General features: G+C 33.4%; 19 protein-coding genes and 1 pseudogene. 16 read left to right on the top strand and 4 right to left on the bottom strand.

The window, feature by feature from the left end; all coding sequences use genetic code 11:
- Positions 1–187: 187 nt before the first annotated feature.
- Positions 188–1,351 (top strand): S8 family peptidase, encoded by a 1,164-nt coding sequence (locus Q5Y73_RS20995; protein WP_305993884.1) that lies wholly within the window; start codon positions 188–190, stop codon positions 1,349–1,351.
- Positions 1,352–2,318: 967 nt separating this feature from the next.
- Here Q5Y73_RS20995 and Q5Y73_RS20990 read toward each other — a convergent pair.
- Positions 2,319–2,797, bottom strand: a pseudogene (locus Q5Y73_RS20990) (Tn3 family transposase); the annotation flags it as partial.
- Positions 2,798–2,895: 98 nt separating this feature from the next.
- On the opposite strand from Q5Y73_RS20990, the gene Q5Y73_RS20985 reads away from it, so the two are divergent.
- From Q5Y73_RS20985 to Q5Y73_RS20965, 5 genes are all read left to right on the top strand, one after another.
- Entirely contained in the window at positions 2,896–3,471 is a 576-nt protein-coding gene (locus tag Q5Y73_RS20985) for a recombinase family protein (protein ID WP_305993883.1), read from the top strand.
- A gap of 63 nt (positions 3,472–3,534) precedes the next feature.
- Positions 3,535–4,497 (top strand): helix-turn-helix transcriptional regulator, encoded by a 963-nt coding sequence (locus Q5Y73_RS20980; protein ID WP_305993882.1) that lies wholly within the window; start codon positions 3,535–3,537, stop codon positions 4,495–4,497.
- 75 nt (positions 4,498–4,572) lie between these two features.
- Positions 4,573–5,205, top strand: coding sequence for a type 1 glutamine amidotransferase family protein (locus tag Q5Y73_RS20975; RefSeq protein ID WP_305993881.1), 633 nt, complete (start codon positions 4,573–4,575; stop codon positions 5,203–5,205).
- 605 nt (positions 5,206–5,810) lie between these two features.
- On the top strand, positions 5,811–6,212 hold the full coding sequence (locus Q5Y73_RS20970) for a VOC family protein (RefSeq protein WP_305993880.1): 402 nt from the start codon (positions 5,811–5,813) through the stop codon (positions 6,210–6,212).
- 355 nt (positions 6,213–6,567) lie between these two features.
- A complete protein-coding gene (locus Q5Y73_RS20965) occupies positions 6,568–7,575 on the top strand; it encodes a LysM peptidoglycan-binding domain-containing protein (protein WP_305993879.1) in 1,008 nt (335 codons plus the stop codon).
- Between the two features lie 110 nt (positions 7,576–7,685).
- Here Q5Y73_RS20965 and Q5Y73_RS20960 read toward each other — a convergent pair whose 3' ends face one another.
- The gene (locus Q5Y73_RS20960; RefSeq protein WP_305993878.1) at positions 7,686–8,612 is read right to left on the bottom strand and encodes a manganese-dependent inorganic pyrophosphatase; all 927 of its coding nucleotides are present in this window, start codon (positions 8,610–8,612) and stop codon (positions 7,686–7,688) included.
- Positions 8,613–9,266: 654 nt separating this feature from the next.
- Between Q5Y73_RS20960 and Q5Y73_RS20955 the strand changes: the two genes are divergently transcribed.
- The 7 genes from Q5Y73_RS20955 to Q5Y73_RS20925 all read left to right on the top strand — a co-directional run bounded on the left by Q5Y73_RS20955 (position 9,267) and on the right by Q5Y73_RS20925 (position 15,545).
- A complete protein-coding gene (locus Q5Y73_RS20955; RefSeq protein WP_305993877.1) occupies positions 9,267–9,860 on the top strand; it encodes a hypothetical protein in 594 nt (197 codons plus the stop codon).
- Between the two features lie 165 nt (positions 9,861–10,025).
- Positions 10,026–10,436: a transcription termination/antitermination protein NusG gene (nusG, locus tag Q5Y73_RS20950; RefSeq protein ID WP_305993876.1), complete on the top strand. Its 411-nt coding sequence runs from the start codon at positions 10,026–10,028 to the stop codon at positions 10,434–10,436.
- Positions 10,437–10,864: 428 nt separating this feature from the next.
- Positions 10,865–11,905: a CpaE/TadZ family protein gene (locus Q5Y73_RS20945; RefSeq protein ID WP_305993875.1), complete on the top strand. Its 1,041-nt coding sequence runs from the start codon at positions 10,865–10,867 to the stop codon at positions 11,903–11,905.
- Between the two features lie 13 nt (positions 11,906–11,918).
- Positions 11,919–12,647 (top strand): Flp pilus assembly protein CpaB, encoded by a 729-nt coding sequence (gene cpaB / locus Q5Y73_RS20940; RefSeq protein WP_305993874.1) that lies wholly within the window; start codon positions 11,919–11,921, stop codon positions 12,645–12,647.
- Positions 12,644–13,861, top strand: a complete 1,218-nt coding sequence (locus Q5Y73_RS20935) for a CpaE/TadZ family protein (protein WP_305993873.1) — start codon at positions 12,644–12,646, stop codon at positions 13,859–13,861. The genes cpaB and Q5Y73_RS20935 overlap by 4 nt, the downstream gene beginning before the upstream one ends.
- Positions 13,862–13,864: 3 nt before the next feature.
- Positions 13,865–14,689, top strand: a complete 825-nt coding sequence (locus Q5Y73_RS20930) for a type II secretion system F family protein (RefSeq protein ID WP_305993872.1) — start codon at positions 13,865–13,867, stop codon at positions 14,687–14,689.
- A gap of 1 nt (position 14,690) precedes the next feature.
- Positions 14,691–15,545 (top strand): type II secretion system F family protein, encoded by an 855-nt coding sequence (locus tag Q5Y73_RS20925; RefSeq protein ID WP_305993871.1) that lies wholly within the window; start codon positions 14,691–14,693, stop codon positions 15,543–15,545.
- Between the two features lie 213 nt (positions 15,546–15,758).
- Here Q5Y73_RS20925 and Q5Y73_RS20920 read toward each other — a convergent pair whose 3' ends face one another.
- Both Q5Y73_RS20920 and Q5Y73_RS20915 read right to left on the bottom strand, forming a co-directional pair.
- Complete coding sequence (locus Q5Y73_RS20920; RefSeq protein WP_305993870.1) at positions 15,759–16,865, bottom strand: site-specific integrase; 1,107 nt, start codon at positions 16,863–16,865, stop codon at positions 15,759–15,761.
- Positions 16,866–16,882: 17 nt separating this feature from the next.
- Positions 16,883–17,494: a helix-turn-helix domain-containing protein gene (locus Q5Y73_RS20915; RefSeq protein WP_305993869.1), complete on the bottom strand. Its 612-nt coding sequence runs from the start codon at positions 17,492–17,494 to the stop codon at positions 16,883–16,885.
- A 179-nt stretch (positions 17,495–17,673) separates the two neighbouring features.
- Here Q5Y73_RS20915 and Q5Y73_RS20910 point away from each other — a divergent pair, with 179 nt between their 5' ends.
- The 3 genes from Q5Y73_RS20910 to Q5Y73_RS20900 form a co-directional block, all read left to right on the top strand.
- A complete protein-coding gene (locus Q5Y73_RS20910; RefSeq protein ID WP_305993868.1) occupies positions 17,674–17,886 on the top strand; it encodes a hypothetical protein in 213 nt (70 codons plus the stop codon).
- Positions 17,887–17,932: 46 nt separating this feature from the next.
- On the top strand, positions 17,933–18,250 hold the full coding sequence (locus Q5Y73_RS20905) for a DUF771 domain-containing protein (protein WP_305993867.1): 318 nt from the start codon (positions 17,933–17,935) through the stop codon (positions 18,248–18,250).
- Between the two features lie 23 nt (positions 18,251–18,273).
- Positions 18,274–18,522: Rha family transcriptional regulator (locus Q5Y73_RS20900; protein WP_305993866.1), on the top strand; the 249-nt coding region annotated here is incomplete at its 3' end.

Here is an 18,522-nt window from a genome sequence, read left to right as displayed (position 1 = left end):
ACGTTTCTTATGTTTACTATTGCAAAAAGTATGAACATACAAAAATGAATAAATAAATAATGTCTAAAATTAATGTAATAATTATCCATTAATGCAAGTATTTATATTGTAATTGGTTAGGGAGTTAATTTTAAATACCCTAAGGATGGCGCTCAAACCAAAATATAATTAAAATCGGAGGTAAGTGATGAAATTAAAACATTTTTTTTCAATTTTCATGGCAATTGCTTTAATTTTTTCTTTTTCAGTCTCAGAACTACAGGTTGAGGCAGATTCTAATGAGTCAAATTCAGAGGATAGTGAAATCATAGTAAAGTTTAAAGAAAAAACAACTAAAGAGGATAAACAAAAGATACACAAAGAAGAAAATGCTGAGGTATTAAGAGCAAATGAAGAAATTGGCTTCGAAGTTATAAAAGTAAAAGGGAAATCAGTTGAAAAAGCACTAGAAAAATATAATAAAAGATCGGATGTTGAATTCGCTGAAGCCATTGTTGAATATTATGCTCTATTCGATCCGAACGACCCACTATATTCATCAGATCAATATGGACCTCAAATCATAGAGGCAGATAGTGCTTGGGACATCACTACAGGAAGTTCCAATGTACTAGTTGCAGTTATAGATACTGGTGTGGATGAGGATCATGAAGACTTAGCAGGAAAAGTAGTGAGAGGTTATGACTTTATAGATGATGATAGAGACCCTTCCGATTTGAATGGACACGGGACTCATGTAGCGGGAACAGTCGGTGCACTCACAGACAATAGAACAGGTGTTGCAGGAGTAGCTCCTGATGTTCAAATCATGTCTGTTCGTGTTTTAGATAGAAGTGGTTATGGTACGAATGAAGGAGTTGCAAATGGGATTACATATGCAGCGGACAATGGTGCAGATGTAATTAACCTAAGTCTTGGAAGCTCATCTCCGTCTGGAGTTGTAGAAGATGCGGTTAACTATGCATGGAATCGCGGCGTTGTTGTCGTTGCTGCTGCAGGTAATGATGGAAATAGAAGAGCGCATTATCCAGCGTATTATACAAACTCATTAGCCGTTGCGGCTACAGATGATAGGGATAGAAAAGCTTCATTTTCCACATATGGTACTTGGGTTGATGTAGCTGCTCCTGGAGTAGATATTGTTTCTACACAGCTTGGTGGAGGTTATGTTTCTTATAGTGGAACATCTATGGCTGCTCCACATACAGCAGGTCTTGCAGCATTGCTTGCATCTCAAGGGCTTTCTAATACTGAAATTCGAGATCAGATTGAAAGCACTGCAGATCCAATTAGAGGCACAGGCAGATATTGGGAGCATGGAAGAATTAATGCATTCGAAGCAGTGAGGTAAGTTGCGGGGACATCCCTGATCCCGGCACCACGAATTATAACCAATTATGCTGCAACTACATAAAGAACAGGAGCAGCGCAAGTCATATATTGAGACTGATCCCTAACCTATTATTTGGAGTTATAAAAGCCATCCGTAGCAACCTAAGCCCATATTGAATCCGGGTTTAGGATTTTTTATGGTCTTTAATGATTAACTATATTCAAGGAATATGAGGGAGCAAGTGAATATTATGTTTCTCCTTATACTTTCATTGCCCAAACTTATGTTGTTCGTATTTTTTATCTTACCATTTTATTGATTTTATATATTAAATGATCAAAAACAAAAAGCGAACGACTAGTACTAACTAATAAATTTTTCTAATTCTATTATAAGTATACGTAACGTTTTATGGATTCTAACAGCTGGTATTTTATGATTGTTAATTGTCGATAAAGACCAGCAGTATAGCCAAGCAAAAGTTTTATTTTTTTTGGTTCAATCCAAAAAATGACTCATTTTCGTTCGTTTCAAATGTAAACATAAAATGATTTTCTTTAGATGAAACTAAATATTCTTCTACTTGTTTGTTGGAGAAGGAGGTTGTCTTTATTCTTTTTAAATTAAATATAATAATGCATATTGTAATAAAATCTACAATTTTTTAAGACCCATTTCGTATGAAAAATCATTACACACAATGAAGTAAAATGAATTAAATATAGTATCTTCAAAAACTATCAATTTATCTTCTGGTTCAAGTTGACACTGCTTCCTGTGCCTTTCTCTCTCCTCTTTGGTTGCAACTCTAATATTATCCATAATGAAATATGTGGGACAATTAATATAGTCTACAGAGTAAAACGTTATTTTAATCTCATAATAGTATGTTAAGTCAAAACTACCTAGCAAAATTAGGTTATTACCATCAAACTTATTTATTTTATGTTAGATGTAGAGTATTCCCCAAATACTAATGGCATTAGAAAATAGCGCTTGCCAGTCCATTCATAGATTCTCCTTTATTCAATCCTCTTTGTATTTTTCTTCTTAGAGATTCATCTGAAATGTAATTCAGAATAAAGATGGTTTTTTCTATTCGACCCATTTCACGCAAGGCTGTAGCTAGGCTATTTTGTCTTGAATAAGAACCTAATTACCCCATAATAAGGGATGCTGAGACAGTTCCTTCTCTTATTGAATGGGCTAATCGCAAAACATCCTCATAATTTTCTTTAATAACCTTTATATTTATTTGTCCACGTAAAATGGCTTCTAAGTTTGGATACTCACTTGCCTTATCAATTGTAAATAACTTGGAATCGGATAAATCTCTTATTCTTGGAGCAAATTTAAACCCTAATAGGTGAGTCAATCCGAAAATTTGATCAGTATAACCAGCTGTGTCTGTATAATGCTCTTCTATGTTTAAATCTGTTTGTGGTGCAATAAACCATCCAAAATCTATAGGGTGTACTCTATTGATATAAGTGTAATAGACTGATAAAATCATAGTTACGAGTGTCTCATAAGACTTGTCTCAAAAATAATGAGGTGATATTTTGCGGAAAATCGGTTATATACGTGTTAGTTCGATCAGCCAAAATTCTTTAAGGCAATTTCAGCAATTGAACGAAATCGGTATGGATATTATTTATGAAGAAAAAGTCTCTGGGGCAACAAAGGACCGTGAACAACTTCAAAAAATGTTAGGGGATTTACGAGAAGATGACATTATTTATGTGACAGACTTAACTCGAATCACTCGAAGTACGCAGGATTTATTTGAATTGATCGATTTAATACGAAGTGAAAAAGCAAGTTTAAAATCTATAAAGGATTCATGGCTAGATTTATCAGAAGATAATCCATATAGCCAATTCTTAATTACAGTAATGGCTGGTGTTAACCAACTAGAGCGAGATCTTATCCGTATGCGTCAACGTGAAGGGATTGAATTGGCCAAGAAAGAAGGAAAATTTAAAGGTCGATTAAAGAAATATCATAAAAATCATGCTGGAATGAATTATGCAGTGAAGCTATATAAAGAAGGAAATATGACTGTAAATCAAATTTGTGAAATTACAAATGTGTCTAGGGCCTCATTATATAGAAAGCTATCAGAGGGGAAAAGTTGATGGATTATACTAAAAATCGGAAAAATATATTGGAAAATAAATTTGATATAGAGGTGGAATTATATGCCTAAAATCGACAATATACTAGCCATTCTATGGATGCTTAGTTCAGGTGAAAAAATTACTGCAAAACAAATTTCAGAAAAGCTAGAAATGAATATAAGGACTGTGTATCGTTATATTGATACACTTTCAACAAGTGGCGTACCTATAATTTCAGAACCAGGACATAACGGTGGATACACTATATTAAACAATTTTATTGAAGCCCCTCTATTTTTTGATTTTGAAGAGCAAACCTCACTTTATCATGCGGCTGTTTTTGCAGAGGAAGCCGGATATTATGGTGGTGAAGCACTAGATAGGGCTATTTCAAAGCTAAGCAAATATTCAAATCAAGAACAGGAAACAAAGATAAACCAACATTTAAACAGTCTTGAAGTAATAAGTCGATTAAGTTTCCCTTCTTTAGAAACTTTCTTGAGGCAGTTGGAGCAGGCAGTAGCTGATGGATACACTGTAAAAATTCTATACCACAAAAGTGGTGAAGAGCAATCAATGTATAGATTGGTTGATCCTTACAAAATGATTTATTGGAAAAATAAGTGGTATGTGATTGGGTTTTGCCATCTTAGGAATGGTATCCGCAGTTATAGAGTAGATCGAATTGAAAGCCTAATGCTAACTGAAAATAAGTTTATTCGACCAGAAAATTTTTCAGCACGTGAATTTTTTATGAAAGACCTTCTTCCAACCATAGAAAATAAGGAAGAAGTTATTTCTTTGGTTATTAATGGAAATACAACGACGTTGGGTGATATTTGTCAACATTGGTTCTTAGGGCATTATTTAAAAGAACGGACTTTAAATCAAGCAGTATTTCTATTTGAAGAGGATATACTACACACATATGTACCTTATTTACTTTTACCGTATGGTAAATCTATTCAAGTAATTGAGCCAATAAGTCTTAAGAAAAGACTTATTGAAGTACTGTCGGAATTAATAGAATTTCATCAACTATAATAACTTCCCTGACGTTAGTTGTCAGGGAAGTTATATTATAATAGGCTCATATCAATTGTGATTGGAGTGTTATTGGTGAAAACAAAGAAAGTTTATCTTTATGTATTTAATACAATGTCAGATTGGGAATATGGATATTTAGTTGCTGAACTAAACTCAGGAAGATATTTCAAAATGGATTTAGCGCCTTTAAAAGTAGTCACAGTGGGAGCCAATAAAGAAATCATTACTACGATGGGAGGACTGAGCATAAAACCAGATATTTCTCTTGATGAATGTACTCTTGAGAGTAAAGATCTTTTAATTTTACCAGGGGGGACTACTTGGAGAGAAATTATCCATCAGCCTATCTTGGAAAGAATCAGCGAAGCTTTAAAGCTTGGCACTATTGTTGCTGCAATTTGTGGTGCAACTGAAGGTCTTGCGAGTATAGGATACCTAGATTCAAGAAAGCATACAAGTAATAACTTAGAATATATTCAAATGGTCTGCCCTAATTATAAGGGAGAAAAATTTTATGAGATGGAACCTGTAGTATCTGATGCGAATTTGGTTACTGCATCAGGATTAGCTCCTCTCGAATTTGCGATGGAAGTACTTAAAATATTAGATGTATTTGCACCAGATACTTTACATTCATGGTATAAATTAAATAAAACTTATAATCCTGAATATTTCTTCCAGTTAATGAATTCAATAAATAAATGAATTAGCGGAAAAGCTCAATTTCTCTGTTTTGAACTTCATAGCAGTTGGGCTTTTAGTTTGGAATTTCATTATCGTTGTAAATCCGCATTTTCCTGACGGTACCCATACTTTATCTATCCTTTAACTTATTGTCTTTATAATGTTACACATCATAAAAGATAATAGGCTCTCATTTATAATAGTGTCTTTTTAACTGTTTTAATAAAATCTCTAAAGGTTGCGGTCTAACCTTTGACTAAATCCTGCAGTTTTATAAACGGACTATTGTATTAAAAATTGAAGCCGTGGGTGCTCACAACACCATCGGTTTCTTTATTAGTATATGAATCTATATAATCTATTACACACCATAATGTTGTTTAACGGTAACAGGTAAAATTTTAGAGTAGGGATTTTTTTGTTCAGTTGACTAAAGAAGAAACAAAGGTTTAATGGATTATATTTTTTTATTTACACTATTTTTTTAATGGTGTCAGGTACTTAAAAATTTATCTCCTGTACTTTCTTTATTAATATCACCATTTCTTATCTGGGATGGAAGAAAGAATAGCTAATACAAAGTGTTATAATATATTTCTAATACTAGTCAGCATGGAGGATTATTTATGAAGAATTTCGTTCAGTTTAGAATCGCAAGACCAACAGATAAATTTGAAGAGATCATTGAATTCTATGAAGATGGATTGGGTTTGAAACGAATCGGTGGCTTTCAAAATCACGAAAGATATGATGGAGTCATGTTTGGACTCCCTAATGTAGAATATCATTTGGAATTTACTAGGCATATAGATGGAAGTCCTTGTCCCGCACCTACTAAGGATAATCTTTTAGTATTTTACATACCAGATAAAAATGAAATTATAGAAATTAAAAATAAACTTAACTCGATGGGATATGGCGAAGTTGAACCAGAGAATCCATACTGGAAAGATAGCGGAGTCACAATTGAAGACCCAGATAGATGGAGAATTGTGCTTATGAATACACAGGGATTACAAAACTCATAAAATGAACGAATAATAGACCCAATCATTATTTTGAACCTAAATAGATGAAGTGACTGTCCAGCAAGGGCAGTTGCTTTTTTTGTATAATTCTATATCCATTTTACAAATTATATAAAGATAGGGAAAATTCATCACGATCTACATGTTATAATACTCTCTATTTTTCAAGGGGAGATAACAGTTATACTTTATCCAGATGGTGCAATCTAACTTTCAATGGCATTCCCTGTACTAGCTCACCCCTGAGTCATCCACGATGCATCAGTAAATTCTGTATTAGTCTGAAAGCAAGTTTTTCTTTATCTTTTAATTAAACTTGAGTTTCGTAATGCTCACAAAGGAAGGACAATAAATAATGAAAAAACAATTAGTACTGCTTGTTAGTTTATTTTTATTACTAATAAATGTATCTTCTGTTTATGCTGTGAATAACCCGAGAAACACATATGAGGTAAAAGCAGGAGATCATTTATGGAAAATAGCGAATATCTATGGGACTACGGTAAAGGATCTGAAGCTCATCAACGGATTGCAGTCAGATACGATCTTGGTTGGTCAAAAATTAAGAATTCCCATTATGTATGAAGTTGTGAATGGAGATACAATTTGGGAGCTTTCACAAGCATTTAATTCAACAGTAGATCTAATAAAAACAAAAAATGGACTTACATCAAACAATATATATGTAGGTCAAAAAATAAAAATTACTCCTAAAAAACTGACTATGCAAGGACAGTATGTGCTGATGACAAGAGAGGAATTTAGGGATTGGTTGTTCAATCATAGCTTCAATAGAAAAATAGGAAAAATTCAAGAACACCATACATGGTCACCAGCATATCAGCAATTTAACGGTTCCAATCATTTTTCAATGTTGAAGAGCATGGAGGGTTATCATGTTGAGGGAATGGGATGGAGTAATATAAGTCAAAATCTAACTATATTCCCAGACGGAAAAGTAGCAGTAAGCAGACCATTTGACACACCACCGGAAGGCTCATTTGGATTACAAAATAAATCTGCTATGCTGGCCATTGAAGCTGATTCGTTAGCGATTGAAAATGTCGGCAACTTTGATAAAGGGCAGAATCAAATGACAGAGGAACAAAAGAATACGATCGTTACAGTGACTGCCCTGCTTAGTTTAAAGTTCGGTCTAACTCCTTCCGTTGACAGTATCACATACCATCATTGGTGGGATATTAATACTGGAGAAAGAGTATTAGATAATGATAAAGGACATGCTGTAAAATCTTGTCCGGGTACTGCATTTTTCGGGGGGAATTCTACAACAAGTGCGAAAAATAATTTTTATCCTTTAGTGTCTCAAAAAATGAAAGAAATAAGAGCATCTTTGAAATAAGTAATGATTATTCATGATATAGTTACACTGAAACTAGATAGGAACCAAAGAAAGGTCTATGTACTAATAAAGCACATAGACCTTCCTTAATGATTCTTTAGGTTTTTAAATTAAGATAATGCTTCAGTAAGATTAGGAACCACTTGTTTCTTACGTGATACAACACCTTGAAGAACAGCAGTATTATTGTTTAAAGTTACGTTAAATGCTTTCTCAACGGCACTTGCTTTCTTACCAAGAGCTAGTGCAGTAGAGTTGTTAGTTAAAATATCTGTAACAGCAAAAACAAACAAGTCTAACTCTTTTTCAGCAATCACTTGTGTAATAGCTTCTTCGATTTCTTGCTGACGATTAAGAACGTCTGCTGTATCTACTGTATTTACTTGAGCAATTTCTACTTTGGAATCACCCATGCTGAATTCTTTTGCATCAAGCGTGATCATTTCATTAATGCTTTTACCACTTAGATCTGCACCAGCTTTTAGCATGTTCAAACCGTACTCTTCTGCATTCACGCCAGCAATTTCAGCTAACTCTTGAGCAGCAGCAACATCTTGATCTGTGCAAGTTGGGGATTTGAATAATAGGGAGTCAGAGATGATTGCAGAAAGCATTAATCCCGCAATTTCTTTCTTGATCGCTACTCCATGCTCTTTATACAGCTTGTTTAAAATAGTTGCAGTACATCCTACAGGCTCAGCTCTATAATATAAAGGATCGCTTGTTTCAAAGTTTGCAATACGGTGATGGTCAATCACTTCCAAAATACGTACATCTTTGATATCCTCTACACTTTGTTGGAATTCATTATGGTCTACTAAAATAACACTGTTTACTTCGTTAGCTACTGTTTTCACTTGACGAGGTGCTTCAACTTTAAATTGATCTAACGCGTATTGAGTTTCTCCACTTACTTCACCTAAGCGAACAGCCTCAGCGTCCATTCCGATTTCTTTCTTTAAATCAGCATAAGCTATTGCAGAACAGATTGTATCTGTATCTGGATTTTTGTGTCCAAAAATAAGTACTTTTTCCATTTTAATTCTCCTTCATATCATCATTATAGAGATACTTATTCCTAAGTTATCCTCACTAAAAATATATTTTATCATAAATCCTGAGTAAAATAGTAGGTTTTACAAAGAAATTATATAAGAAAAAGATACCATTATGCAAGCGAAGTGCCGTCTATCATCTGCTATAGTCTTTGCAGGTGATTTCTAAACTTGTTTCTAGAAGCTTATTTTTCTTGGAAAAAGAGGACCAGCGTAAGGTTAGTCCCTTACCAGTCCTCATTTATCCGCACTTCCCCAAGTGCATATTTGCCCATAAACATATTTACCAAAAGGTAAATAAACTAGTTTTGCCCCACGTTTCTTTGGAAGATATGTGTGACAACTCCATCATAATATATGGAAAAAAATAAATCAAAAAGAATAAAAGTAGAAAAAAGTCGATTTTTGAAGAATAAAATTGACCATCAGTGATCAAAGACCGATTTCATTATTAATCCATTTTAACCATTATTATGTTCTTTTATGTAAAAATTTGTGACTTTTTTCTTGATTTTTAACACATTATGTAATAAAGTGTAAATTAATGTAGGGTAGAGTGAAGTGTAACTATCATGAATATGAGTCTAGAGTCTTAAAATTCAACACATCAAATTTAAATGAAAGGAGTGATGAATATTGGATGGACAATTATTTCATATTGTTATGGATGCTGAATCTAGTAGAACCCATTTTCAAAAAATGAAGAAGAAATTAATATTAGAAAGGAAACTTGCCAAAGAGTTAAACGATATAAACATGTTAGATGATGCGGATCTAGATATTATTTCTTTGAATAGAGCAATTTCAAACTTAAATGCACAAATTGAGCTTATAAACCTAACGCATAGAAATGAATTAATACCTGATAAGTTTTTTCAAGCTACAAAATTATCTGAACTGCAAAATAAAGTTATTCATAAAAGACTCATAGAGAAAAAAACGTTTCATCAGATAGAATCAGAATTAGCATATATTAACCATAATTTGAATGCTAGAGATTCATTTAAAAAAGGATATTCCAAAATTAAAAAAGCAGCTTCTTCCTATAAAGAAGCAGTGAATTTGGGATTGAGTGAAGTAGAAGCCATTCAATACATACAGATGTCAAACAAAACAAGAGAGATTTGGTTGATGTACAAAAATGGACAATCGTATTCTAAAATTTCTAAAATATTAAATGTAAGCAAACCCTACATATCTAAGGTATTAAAACCGTATAAAAATGATTGAAATCAATACTTATCTAGTTACCTTCCCTAATAACTAGATGTTCAGTCATTTTCCATAAACACATTGTTTCTGTTCACGATGCATTATGATTTTTGTATCGGGAATTGAAAGAATGTACAAGTAAAACTAGTTTTGTCAATTAAACAATTAAAGGAGGAGATATAAATGAGCTGGTATGCAGTTCAAGTGTGGAAAAATGAAGAAAAATATGTTGCGAGAGTAGTTTCTCCTTTCGTAACAGAGGTGAAAAAATTTACAAAGATAATGATGGTGAAGAGTGGAAAAGGAATAAAGTGTGAGTCAGTCTGCATGCTTCCAGGATATATCCTAATAAAGGCGGATATGACAGAAAAACTTCTTTCAACGATTTGTAGTTTACCTTATGTTATACATGTGATCACTGATTCAAGTTTAGATCCTATCAAAATAGATGAAGATGTAATACGACAATTTGAAAGGAAAATACAAGAAGAAAATGTAGAACAATATTCATTATTTGAGCTTTGCTCGAAACTAAAGACTAGCAATACTCCCCTTTTTAAGAAAAATAACAACAATATAAATTTATTTTCTTAAAACATTTATATAAATAAAATATCAATAAATGATGTACACAAATAGAAAATTATGTTATATTATTTACAAATATATTCAAATTAAGTAAATATAGTTAACTGAATCAGCGACATTTTAAATAGGTTCTATAGTTATGCCCTTTTTTAATTAAATAACATCGAACTCTCCTTATTTTTAAGGGGAGTTTTTTTGCATGTAAATTTATTCTTTATAGATCTATTTTCCTTATAATGACTGCTGAGAGAAGAAAGGAGAAATCAAAATCAAAATATATTAATTATTCTGTGACTACCCATCACAGGTTTAATGTGTTTATGCCCACAAATTTACGAGCAGGTAGAAAAATCCCCAAAAAGAGAAGATAAGCTCTGTAAGCAAAATATAAAAAGTGAAAAGCTTTGTAATTCATAATTGAAAGGATGAGAATAATGGAGTTGTATATCCAATCCAATGAAATGATTAAAAAAATGTTTGAGTGTCGCTATCAAGTTACAGACATGGTTAGTAAAAGTACGGATATCGCTGTTGTTGTTCGTTCAAACGATCAAGAACCAGCAAATATCCATGAAATAATTAAACAAACCGATGGAATGCTTCCGATTGTAGTAATGACTGGAGCAGAGGATCAACTAGGGAAAATCTATGAAGAAATAGCAAGGACAGCAGGTATACCTTCAGATTATATTATTCGAGGGACTGAATGGAGGATGTCACAAGTGAAGGAGATATTGGAAGGCATAGAGAACAATCCTTTACTTCCTGATCCAAAAATATTCATGGACAATGAAATGATTAGTTTAAATGAAAATAACATTGCAGATTCTGAAGTTAATGAAATAACTCAACTTACTCCTCTTCCATCAAGTATACAAATTGTTTCTGTTTTGGGATTAAATGGAGGTGTAGGTGTGACTACTATAGCTGCTTCACTTACAGCTTTCTATTATTTAAATGGATTATCTACTAGATTGATTGATTTATCGTACAATGCTGATGCAGCATTACATTTCAATTTACAACAGCAGCAAGGTATTCAAACCTCAGATTTTGGAGAAGTTGCTATTACTCATTCAGATCCTAATTTGATACAAAGAGCACTAGATACTTCTTCAGAAGTGATTGTTGCAGATTTGCCTTTTTACTCAACCTATACTTCACAGTTTCTTGAGATGTCACAAAAGATCATTATCGTAATCAATCCATCAGAAGTAGATTACATAAAGTTGAAAGAATATATGAAAGGGATAGATAAAACGAAGGCGATCATTTGTATCAATAAAATAGATACTTCTAAACCTTTAAGGAAGTCCTTCACTTCCCTAATCGAACAAGATTTTAACCAGCCGTTTATTATGAGTGAGGATTCGGATGAAGTTGCTTCCGCTTATGCAGATCGAAAACCAGCTTATTTTAGATATCCTTTTGAAAATGCAATTCAAGATTTAGCTGTGCATATTCAAATAAGTTAGGAGGCAGCATGGAATGAAAAAACGTTTTATTTTTATTATGATTGGGTTGCTGTTGGGAACAATATCAGGTTATTTAGTTTACTCTTACACAATACAGAATACAGAAACTAAAAACGTATATGTATTTAAACAGAATATAGATAACTACCAACCTCTTCAACCAGATATGTTGATTGAAAAAGAATTGCCTCTGGCAGCTATACCCTCCGATGCTGTATTAGATAAAGCAAAGGTCTTAGGGAAAAGTATAAAGGGTTATGGTTTTGAGGATACCGTTGTTCGTTCTGCAATGTTAATAGATACTTCGAAAACAACGATGTCAGGTAAGCTATTAGAAAAAGGGGATGCAAACACGAGGGCGATAGCACTACCTGTAAACATACATACAACCGTCGGAGGAACTATAAACACGGGTGATTATATTGATTTATATGTACTGGACAACAGCTTAAAAAGCGCTGTGAAATTGGCTGAAGCAGTTGAAGTAATCAAAGGGGTTTCAAATCACAGTCAAAATAATGAATTAAGCAATAAATCCATTATCATATCGTTGCCAGTAGGCATTGTTGATGAATATGCAGATTATGCAGCAAGTGGAGCGAAGGATTTTATTACTTTAAGACCACTAGGGGATGGTGGGGATAGCGTTATTCTTTCAGAAGCAGTAGAGCCTTTTTTGGCTGATGAGCTAGAAAATGAAAAAACAGTCGAACAGTCGAAAATGGAGGTGAGTCATCAGTGAATATTTTATTGTGCGGAGATTCCATGTTCGTCAAAGAGATGATGCCCAAACTACAAAAAAATCAATTTAAGATTGTAGGGATTGGGACTTCAACTGCACAGTCTGCACATCTTTTAAAAGCAAAAGGTTATGACGTTGTACTAATAGGTTTTAACGAACAGGATTCTCTAGCACTTTTGGAAGATAATAAATACCTGAACAATGTGACGATAGTTTGGGTTTCTTTACCTATTATAAGTATCCAATCATGGAAGCGATTTGCGACAATTGGAGTGATAGCAATCACAAGAGGAAGTGAAATTCAAGCTGTAAAAACATATCGTTCTAGTGGACATACAGATAAAATAATCGAAATGAAACAACCTGCGGATGAAGAAGATTCTGATTGTCAAGTGATTTCTGTGTATTCCCCCAAGGGCGGAGAAGGTAAAACAACGATTTCTACATACTTAGCTTATTATATCGCTAAATACTCCAAGTTAAAGGTTTGTATTATTGATTTGGATCATACAAGAGAAGGTAGTGATGTGGCTAGAAAGTTTGGCTATTTTGTAATTACGGAGGACAATCCAGGTAATGACATTACAAATTGGAACTCCTTTCCTGACAAAGAATTTAAATCATGGAAGAAGGTATCGGAATACATGACACAAACAAGTTTACATAATCTTTTCTTTATATCTTCACCTTGGAACATAGAAGATGAAAAATTTATGACAGAATCACTAATAGAAAAAACGACTCCTATTTTAAAACATCATTTTGATTTCATTATTTTTGATATGGCGGATGATTTAAGGGAAAGCAATACAAAAGCGTTGGAGTTGAGTGATGATATTTTATTCATTAGTGGGATTGATTTAGATATGATCGATATATCTTCGTCATTTGTCCAAAGGACGACTCAAAAGTTACAGCTGCCAATTGCAAAAATTCGATTGGTGTTTAATAAAATACCAAGTAAGCTGCCGTATAAATTGGATGATATCTCTCAAAAAATTGGAGTGCCGCGATTTGGGGTCATTCCCTACGATGCGGAAGTGCATAAACCTAGAATAAAAAAGGTAGGCATTCGAGAGGATTTGCGTAAAACCCCTTTTGGAAATAGTATTTTTCAACTTGTACAAGCACTTTTACCAGATGGTAGACTTCAAAACTCATATTTAAAAAAACCGTGGTATAAAAGAATATTTAATAAAAAAGGGGTGGTTTAAAACATGCCTCTCATGATTTCGGTGATGATTTTCCTATCTGCGTTTATCATGACTGTTTCTCTTGTACCTGAATCAACAAGGATGTTCCAAGTGCAAAAGAAAGATGAAGAGAAAGATATGACGAAGCTATTTCCCATTATTCTTGATTTATCTGGGGCTGTATTCGTTTTTTTATTGATTAGTTACTCCCTATCTATGGTGTGGGGATTGATGATTTCACCTATGGGATTGTTGTTAGCTAGGAAGCTACCAGCTTTGGTTAATCAATGGAAGTATTATTTTATGAGGAAAAAATGTTTAGAACAATTGGAAGGAGCCTGTCTTGTCATTTCATCCACTGTAAGAAGCGGTTTAACCTTGTTAGAAGCTTATCGATCAGCGATAGGTTATGTACATTCTCCATTGAAGGAGGAATTAGAATTTATCGTAAATGAAGTACAGTTCAGTGGGAAGTCATTAAGTGGGGCTTTAAAAAACTTTTCAGAGAAATGGAGGTCTCCTGAAACAGAAATCCTATACCATGCAACTTACTTAGCATCAACTGTTGGAGGGAAAGAAGTGCCGAATGTGATGCAATCTGTATCCAACAGTATAAGGGAAAGGAAACAAATTGATAAAAAAATAAAAGCGAAAACAACTTATCAACGAATCAGTGCTATTACAATTAGCATTTTACCCATTGTGATATTAATGATCTTTAAATTTATGGCGCCAGACTTGTACATTACTTTGCTTGGTGAAGGACGTATTTTTTTAATCATTGGGATTATAATCTCATGTATTGCTTGGTATTTTATATTTAAAATTATGAATTTTGAGGAGTTTTAAAATGGTGATTTGGTATTCTGTTTTATTTGGAGTATCTATTTTTTTTATTTCCGCTGCTTTTATCCCAGAATTTATATTGGAGAAAAGATTTATGATTCGTAACGTTCATCGTTCAGATCATGCTTTGAAGGATATGTTGTTATTAATAGGTACTGTAGGTGCTTTTTTTTATGACGTAATTTTATCCAAGTTGAACATATTTCAAAAAAACCAATATGAACTTATGAATTTGCTAGAGAAAAATGGTTATCCTTCTGTTTGGTCGAAGTCAATATTAGGCACACAATGGCTGCTTGTTATCCTATTATTTGGGTTAGGTCTCTATTTATTTCAACCTATTCTGATGATGATTAGCTTTGTACTTTCGATGTCTGTAAAGCAGCATTTAAAAAGGAAATGGAAAAAACAGCAATCATTAATGGGTAAACACGTATTGTCATTGGCAGAATTAACAGCCATAGGCGTTTCTGCTGGACTGTCTCCAATAGAAGCTTTACAGAAAGCCATTGATGGAAGAGACAATCATCTTTTTGAGGAAGTGCAATTAGCGATACATAAAATAAGAATGGGGAGTTCAGCAGATCGAGCGTTTATGGAATGCTCTAAAAGAATAGAAATTCAAGAAATGCACGCTTTTTTAGATCAGTTGATTCAGGCCATTGAAACAGGAGCAGGTGGTTTTTCTGAATCTGTTGTAGAGCTAGTGAAATATTTAAGAGAACTAAGGCAAGCTAGAATTGAGGAAATTGCAGGTCAAACAGAAGCAAAGCTGCTGCTGCCTTTGATGCTGATTTTTGGTTCGATTCTATCGTTTTTGTTAGGACCGCTTACGCTTACATTTACTGATGTCTTTTAGAATATCCCAAAAAGTGAAGAACATGCTTAGATGCTTAATCCTATTACTTTTCGGGGACCTTTTCATAAACTAAAGTTTTTCTTTGGGGGTACTCTATCTAACATGCGATATTAGATTTTAATCAATAGTCGTTCATTCAGAACGTAGCAAAGCAAGGTGAAATACCTATAATATCAACGTTAGTTAGTCTATAAGTGTAAAATATGTGTAAAACTATATAACCATATCTCCAAAAATCTTGACTGTATTTTTTTCATCTTTTTCACGTAGTTCTTTGACTATGTGAGCATAATGTTGAAGTGTTGTTTCTATGGCGGAGTGCCCAAGGCGCTCGCTTATATAGTATATCGACACTTTTTTATAGAGTAGCACACTTGCATGAGTGTGTCTAAGTCCATGTATACTAATAGGGTTAATATTTAGTTTTTCGAGCAAGGTTTTTAATAATTTATTTGCTGCTCCATTGCTTATAATTTTGTATTTTGAAACAGGGCAATAGAATATCAAACCATGTAGGTTCTCAGGTGTGTTATTAAACATTTTTTTGAAAACATCCATTGTCTTGGCATCCATTTTAATGGTTCGGTTTGACTGTTCATTTTTAGTTTTTCCAAAACCCACGTGCATTTTTTTTGTGTGTCCCCATGTCTTATTTATCGAGATTTCATTCTTTTCAAAATCAAAATCCTTCCTAGTTAAACCTAGTAATTCAGAAAATCTTAATCCAGAAGTTAGTGCTAGTAAAATCAAATAATGTGTCAGTGAATCTAGATTGTTTTGTAGTTCGTTCAGGAGACGCTTACTATCAAAGTAACTTAAGTGCTTTTCATCTGCCTTTTTAGTTTGTACACTCCCTGAAAATACTACCCTCCTAGTGAAGTCGGTGTGAATAATCCCTTCATCAATCGCGTCTTTAATACATGCTCTGATATGTCCATTTATTTTTTTTGTTGTCGTTTTAGCTCTAGTGAGACCGTATTCATTCAAAAAGAGCTGGTATGTTCGTTTGTTGATGTTTTGTATAGGTACACCTTTAAAGTGCTCTTGTATTGTCTTGAGGGTGTTCAAGTAACGTGACATTGTGTTTTTAGAAACGTCTTTTTTATATAATTTAAGCCACTCCGCGAAATATTCATCGAATGGCTCAGGTTTAAGATGAGGGGTTATTCCTTTTTGTAAATCCGCTTCAACTTCAGTTGCTGCAATTTGTGCTTCTTTTTTAGTACTGAATCCACTTTTTCGAATTGGTTTCGATACACCATTAATCATTCGACTAATAGTATACTGCCATGTCTTCCCTCGCTTTTGAAAACTAGCCATTTAAAAATAATTCCTCCTTAGAATTCAGTTGTTGCCATTTTTAACTTTCCAATGATTTTTACATCGTCAGATGAATAAAAAACTGGTTCGTAATTATCATTTTCTGATTGCAATACAATTTGATCCCCATTTATAAATACTCGTTTTAATACTGCTTCATCATTAATCATTACAGCAGCAATGTCACCATGCTCAACAGCAGACTGTTTGCGGATTAGCAATAGATCGTTTTCGTGTATTCGAGCGCCTACCATAGAATCTCCTTTAGCGCGTAAATAGAAATATTCACCACCATTCAACAATTCTTTTGGTGTTTGTCGATAGCCTTCTACTTCTTCAAAAGCTATTAATCCATCACCACAGGAGATTCGACCAACTAAAGGAATGTTAACAAACTCAGCTATTTTAGTTAATCCAGCATCACTATATATATTTTCATCGACAAGATAATCAAGACTCACTTTAAAGTAATCACTTAGTTTTTTTAATGTAGAAAGTTTAACGTTATCTGTTCCTTTTTCATAAAAATTAACTAGTGTGGTATATGGAACTCCAGATTCTTTTGACAAACCCATTCGACTGATCCCTTTTTGTTTCATTAATTCATCTAACTTATCTGTTAACTTCATACCAATTCACCCTTCGTATCACGTTTTTTTCTATTATACATCTAATTTTATACCTTGTGAAGTAATTTTATACCACATAACAAAAAAAATGTACTTATTATCGTTGACAAACTACCATACAAGGTATAATATTGAATCAAATCATATACCACACATGGTAAATAGAAGGGGGTGGTAATATGTTTCCTAACTTGAGAGCTGAAATGGCTAGGAAGGGGATAGAAAGTAAAACAATGTCCTTAGAACTAGATGTTACAGCCAAAACGATAAGTAACAAATTGTGTGGAAAGTCAGAGTTCACGCTCTCTGAGATGTTGGCGATTAAGTACAAATTTTTTCCTAGCATGACTCTAGAATATTTGTTTGAGAGAAAAGTCAAAACTACCGCCTAAGTTTTAAATGAGGCGGTAGTTACCACAGAAAGTAGGTGAAATAAAAATGCAACAACTAAATGTACAAATGTCTATCCCAATTCCTTCTGACTCTGTTCTGATTAATAAAGTGGAGTTAGAAAGTTTGAAGAAAAAAGAGTTAGTAGGGGTTTATTGGAATATGAAAGATCTTGAGAAACGTGTTAATAAAAAAAGTGAGTGGATAAAAGAGAATATTTTATATCCTTCTCGTTTTAGACAAAAACTTGATGTTAAGTATGGTGGATTTGTATTTTATCCTAATTCCCAAGGTCAGACTTGGACGTTTCAAGCCAATAAGATGTCGGAGTTTTTGGATAAGCAATTCAATAAAATATTTGTGTAGGTTTCTCAAAGGAAGGTGAAAGAATGAACCAATTAGTATACATCGAAAACAACAGAGTAGTAACAGACAGTTTAACAGTAGCAGAAGTATTCAATAAAGCTCATGACAAGGTATTGCGTGACATCAAGAATCAGATGGGGAAGTTGGAAGAAGCAGAGGAACAAGAATTTAATATCGCCAACTTTGGCGTTATTGATTACAAAGATTCTCGTGGAAGATCACAAGAAAAGATTTTACTTACCGAAGAAGCTTTTACTTTAATCGCTTTTTCA

The sequence above is a fragment of the Chengkuizengella axinellae genome, from assembly GCF_030730905.1.
Taxonomy (GTDB): Bacteria; Bacillota; Bacilli; order Paenibacillales; family KCTC-33759; genus Chengkuizengella; species Chengkuizengella axinellae.
This window is presented reverse-complemented; position numbering and strand designations above follow the sequence as displayed.

What these genes read in the sequence shown, in the direction of transcription:
- Q5Y73_RS20995 (WP_305993884.1), top strand. Translation starts at nt 188, where the DNA reads ATGAAATTAAAACATTTTTTTTCAATTTTCATGGCAATTGCTTTAATT.
- Q5Y73_RS20980 (WP_305993882.1), top strand. Translation starts at nt 3,535, where the DNA reads ATGCCTAAAATCGACAATATACTAGCCATTCTATGGATGCTTAGTTCA.
- Q5Y73_RS20970 (WP_305993880.1), top strand. Translation starts at nt 5,811, where the DNA reads ATGAAGAATTTCGTTCAGTTTAGAATCGCAAGACCAACAGATAAATTT.
- Q5Y73_RS20965 (WP_305993879.1), top strand. Translation starts at nt 6,568, where the DNA reads ATGAAAAAACAATTAGTACTGCTTGTTAGTTTATTTTTATTACTAATA.
- Q5Y73_RS20960 (WP_305993878.1), bottom strand. Translation starts at nt 8,612, where the DNA reads ATGGAAAAAGTACTTATTTTTGGACACAAAAATCCAGATACAGATACA.
- nusG (WP_305993876.1), top strand. Translation starts at nt 10,026, where the DNA reads ATGAGCTGGTATGCAGTTCAAGTGTGGAAAAATGAAGAAAAATATGTT.
- Q5Y73_RS20945 (WP_305993875.1), top strand. Translation starts at nt 10,865, where the DNA reads ATGGAGTTGTATATCCAATCCAATGAAATGATTAAAAAAATGTTTGAG.
- cpaB (WP_305993874.1), top strand. Translation starts at nt 11,919, where the DNA reads ATGAAAAAACGTTTTATTTTTATTATGATTGGGTTGCTGTTGGGAACA.
- Q5Y73_RS20930 (WP_305993872.1), top strand. Translation starts at nt 13,865, where the DNA reads ATGCCTCTCATGATTTCGGTGATGATTTTCCTATCTGCGTTTATCATG.
- Q5Y73_RS20925 (WP_305993871.1), top strand. Translation starts at nt 14,691, where the DNA reads ATGGTGATTTGGTATTCTGTTTTATTTGGAGTATCTATTTTTTTTATT.
- Q5Y73_RS20920 (WP_305993870.1), bottom strand. Translation starts at nt 16,865, where the DNA reads ATGGCTAGTTTTCAAAAGCGAGGGAAGACATGGCAGTATACTATTAGT.
- Q5Y73_RS20915 (WP_305993869.1), bottom strand. Translation starts at nt 17,494, where the DNA reads ATGAAGTTAACAGATAAGTTAGATGAATTAATGAAACAAAAAGGGATC.
- Q5Y73_RS20910 (WP_305993868.1), top strand. Translation starts at nt 17,674, where the DNA reads ATGTTTCCTAACTTGAGAGCTGAAATGGCTAGGAAGGGGATAGAAAGT.
- Q5Y73_RS20905 (WP_305993867.1), top strand. Translation starts at nt 17,933, where the DNA reads ATGCAACAACTAAATGTACAAATGTCTATCCCAATTCCTTCTGACTCT.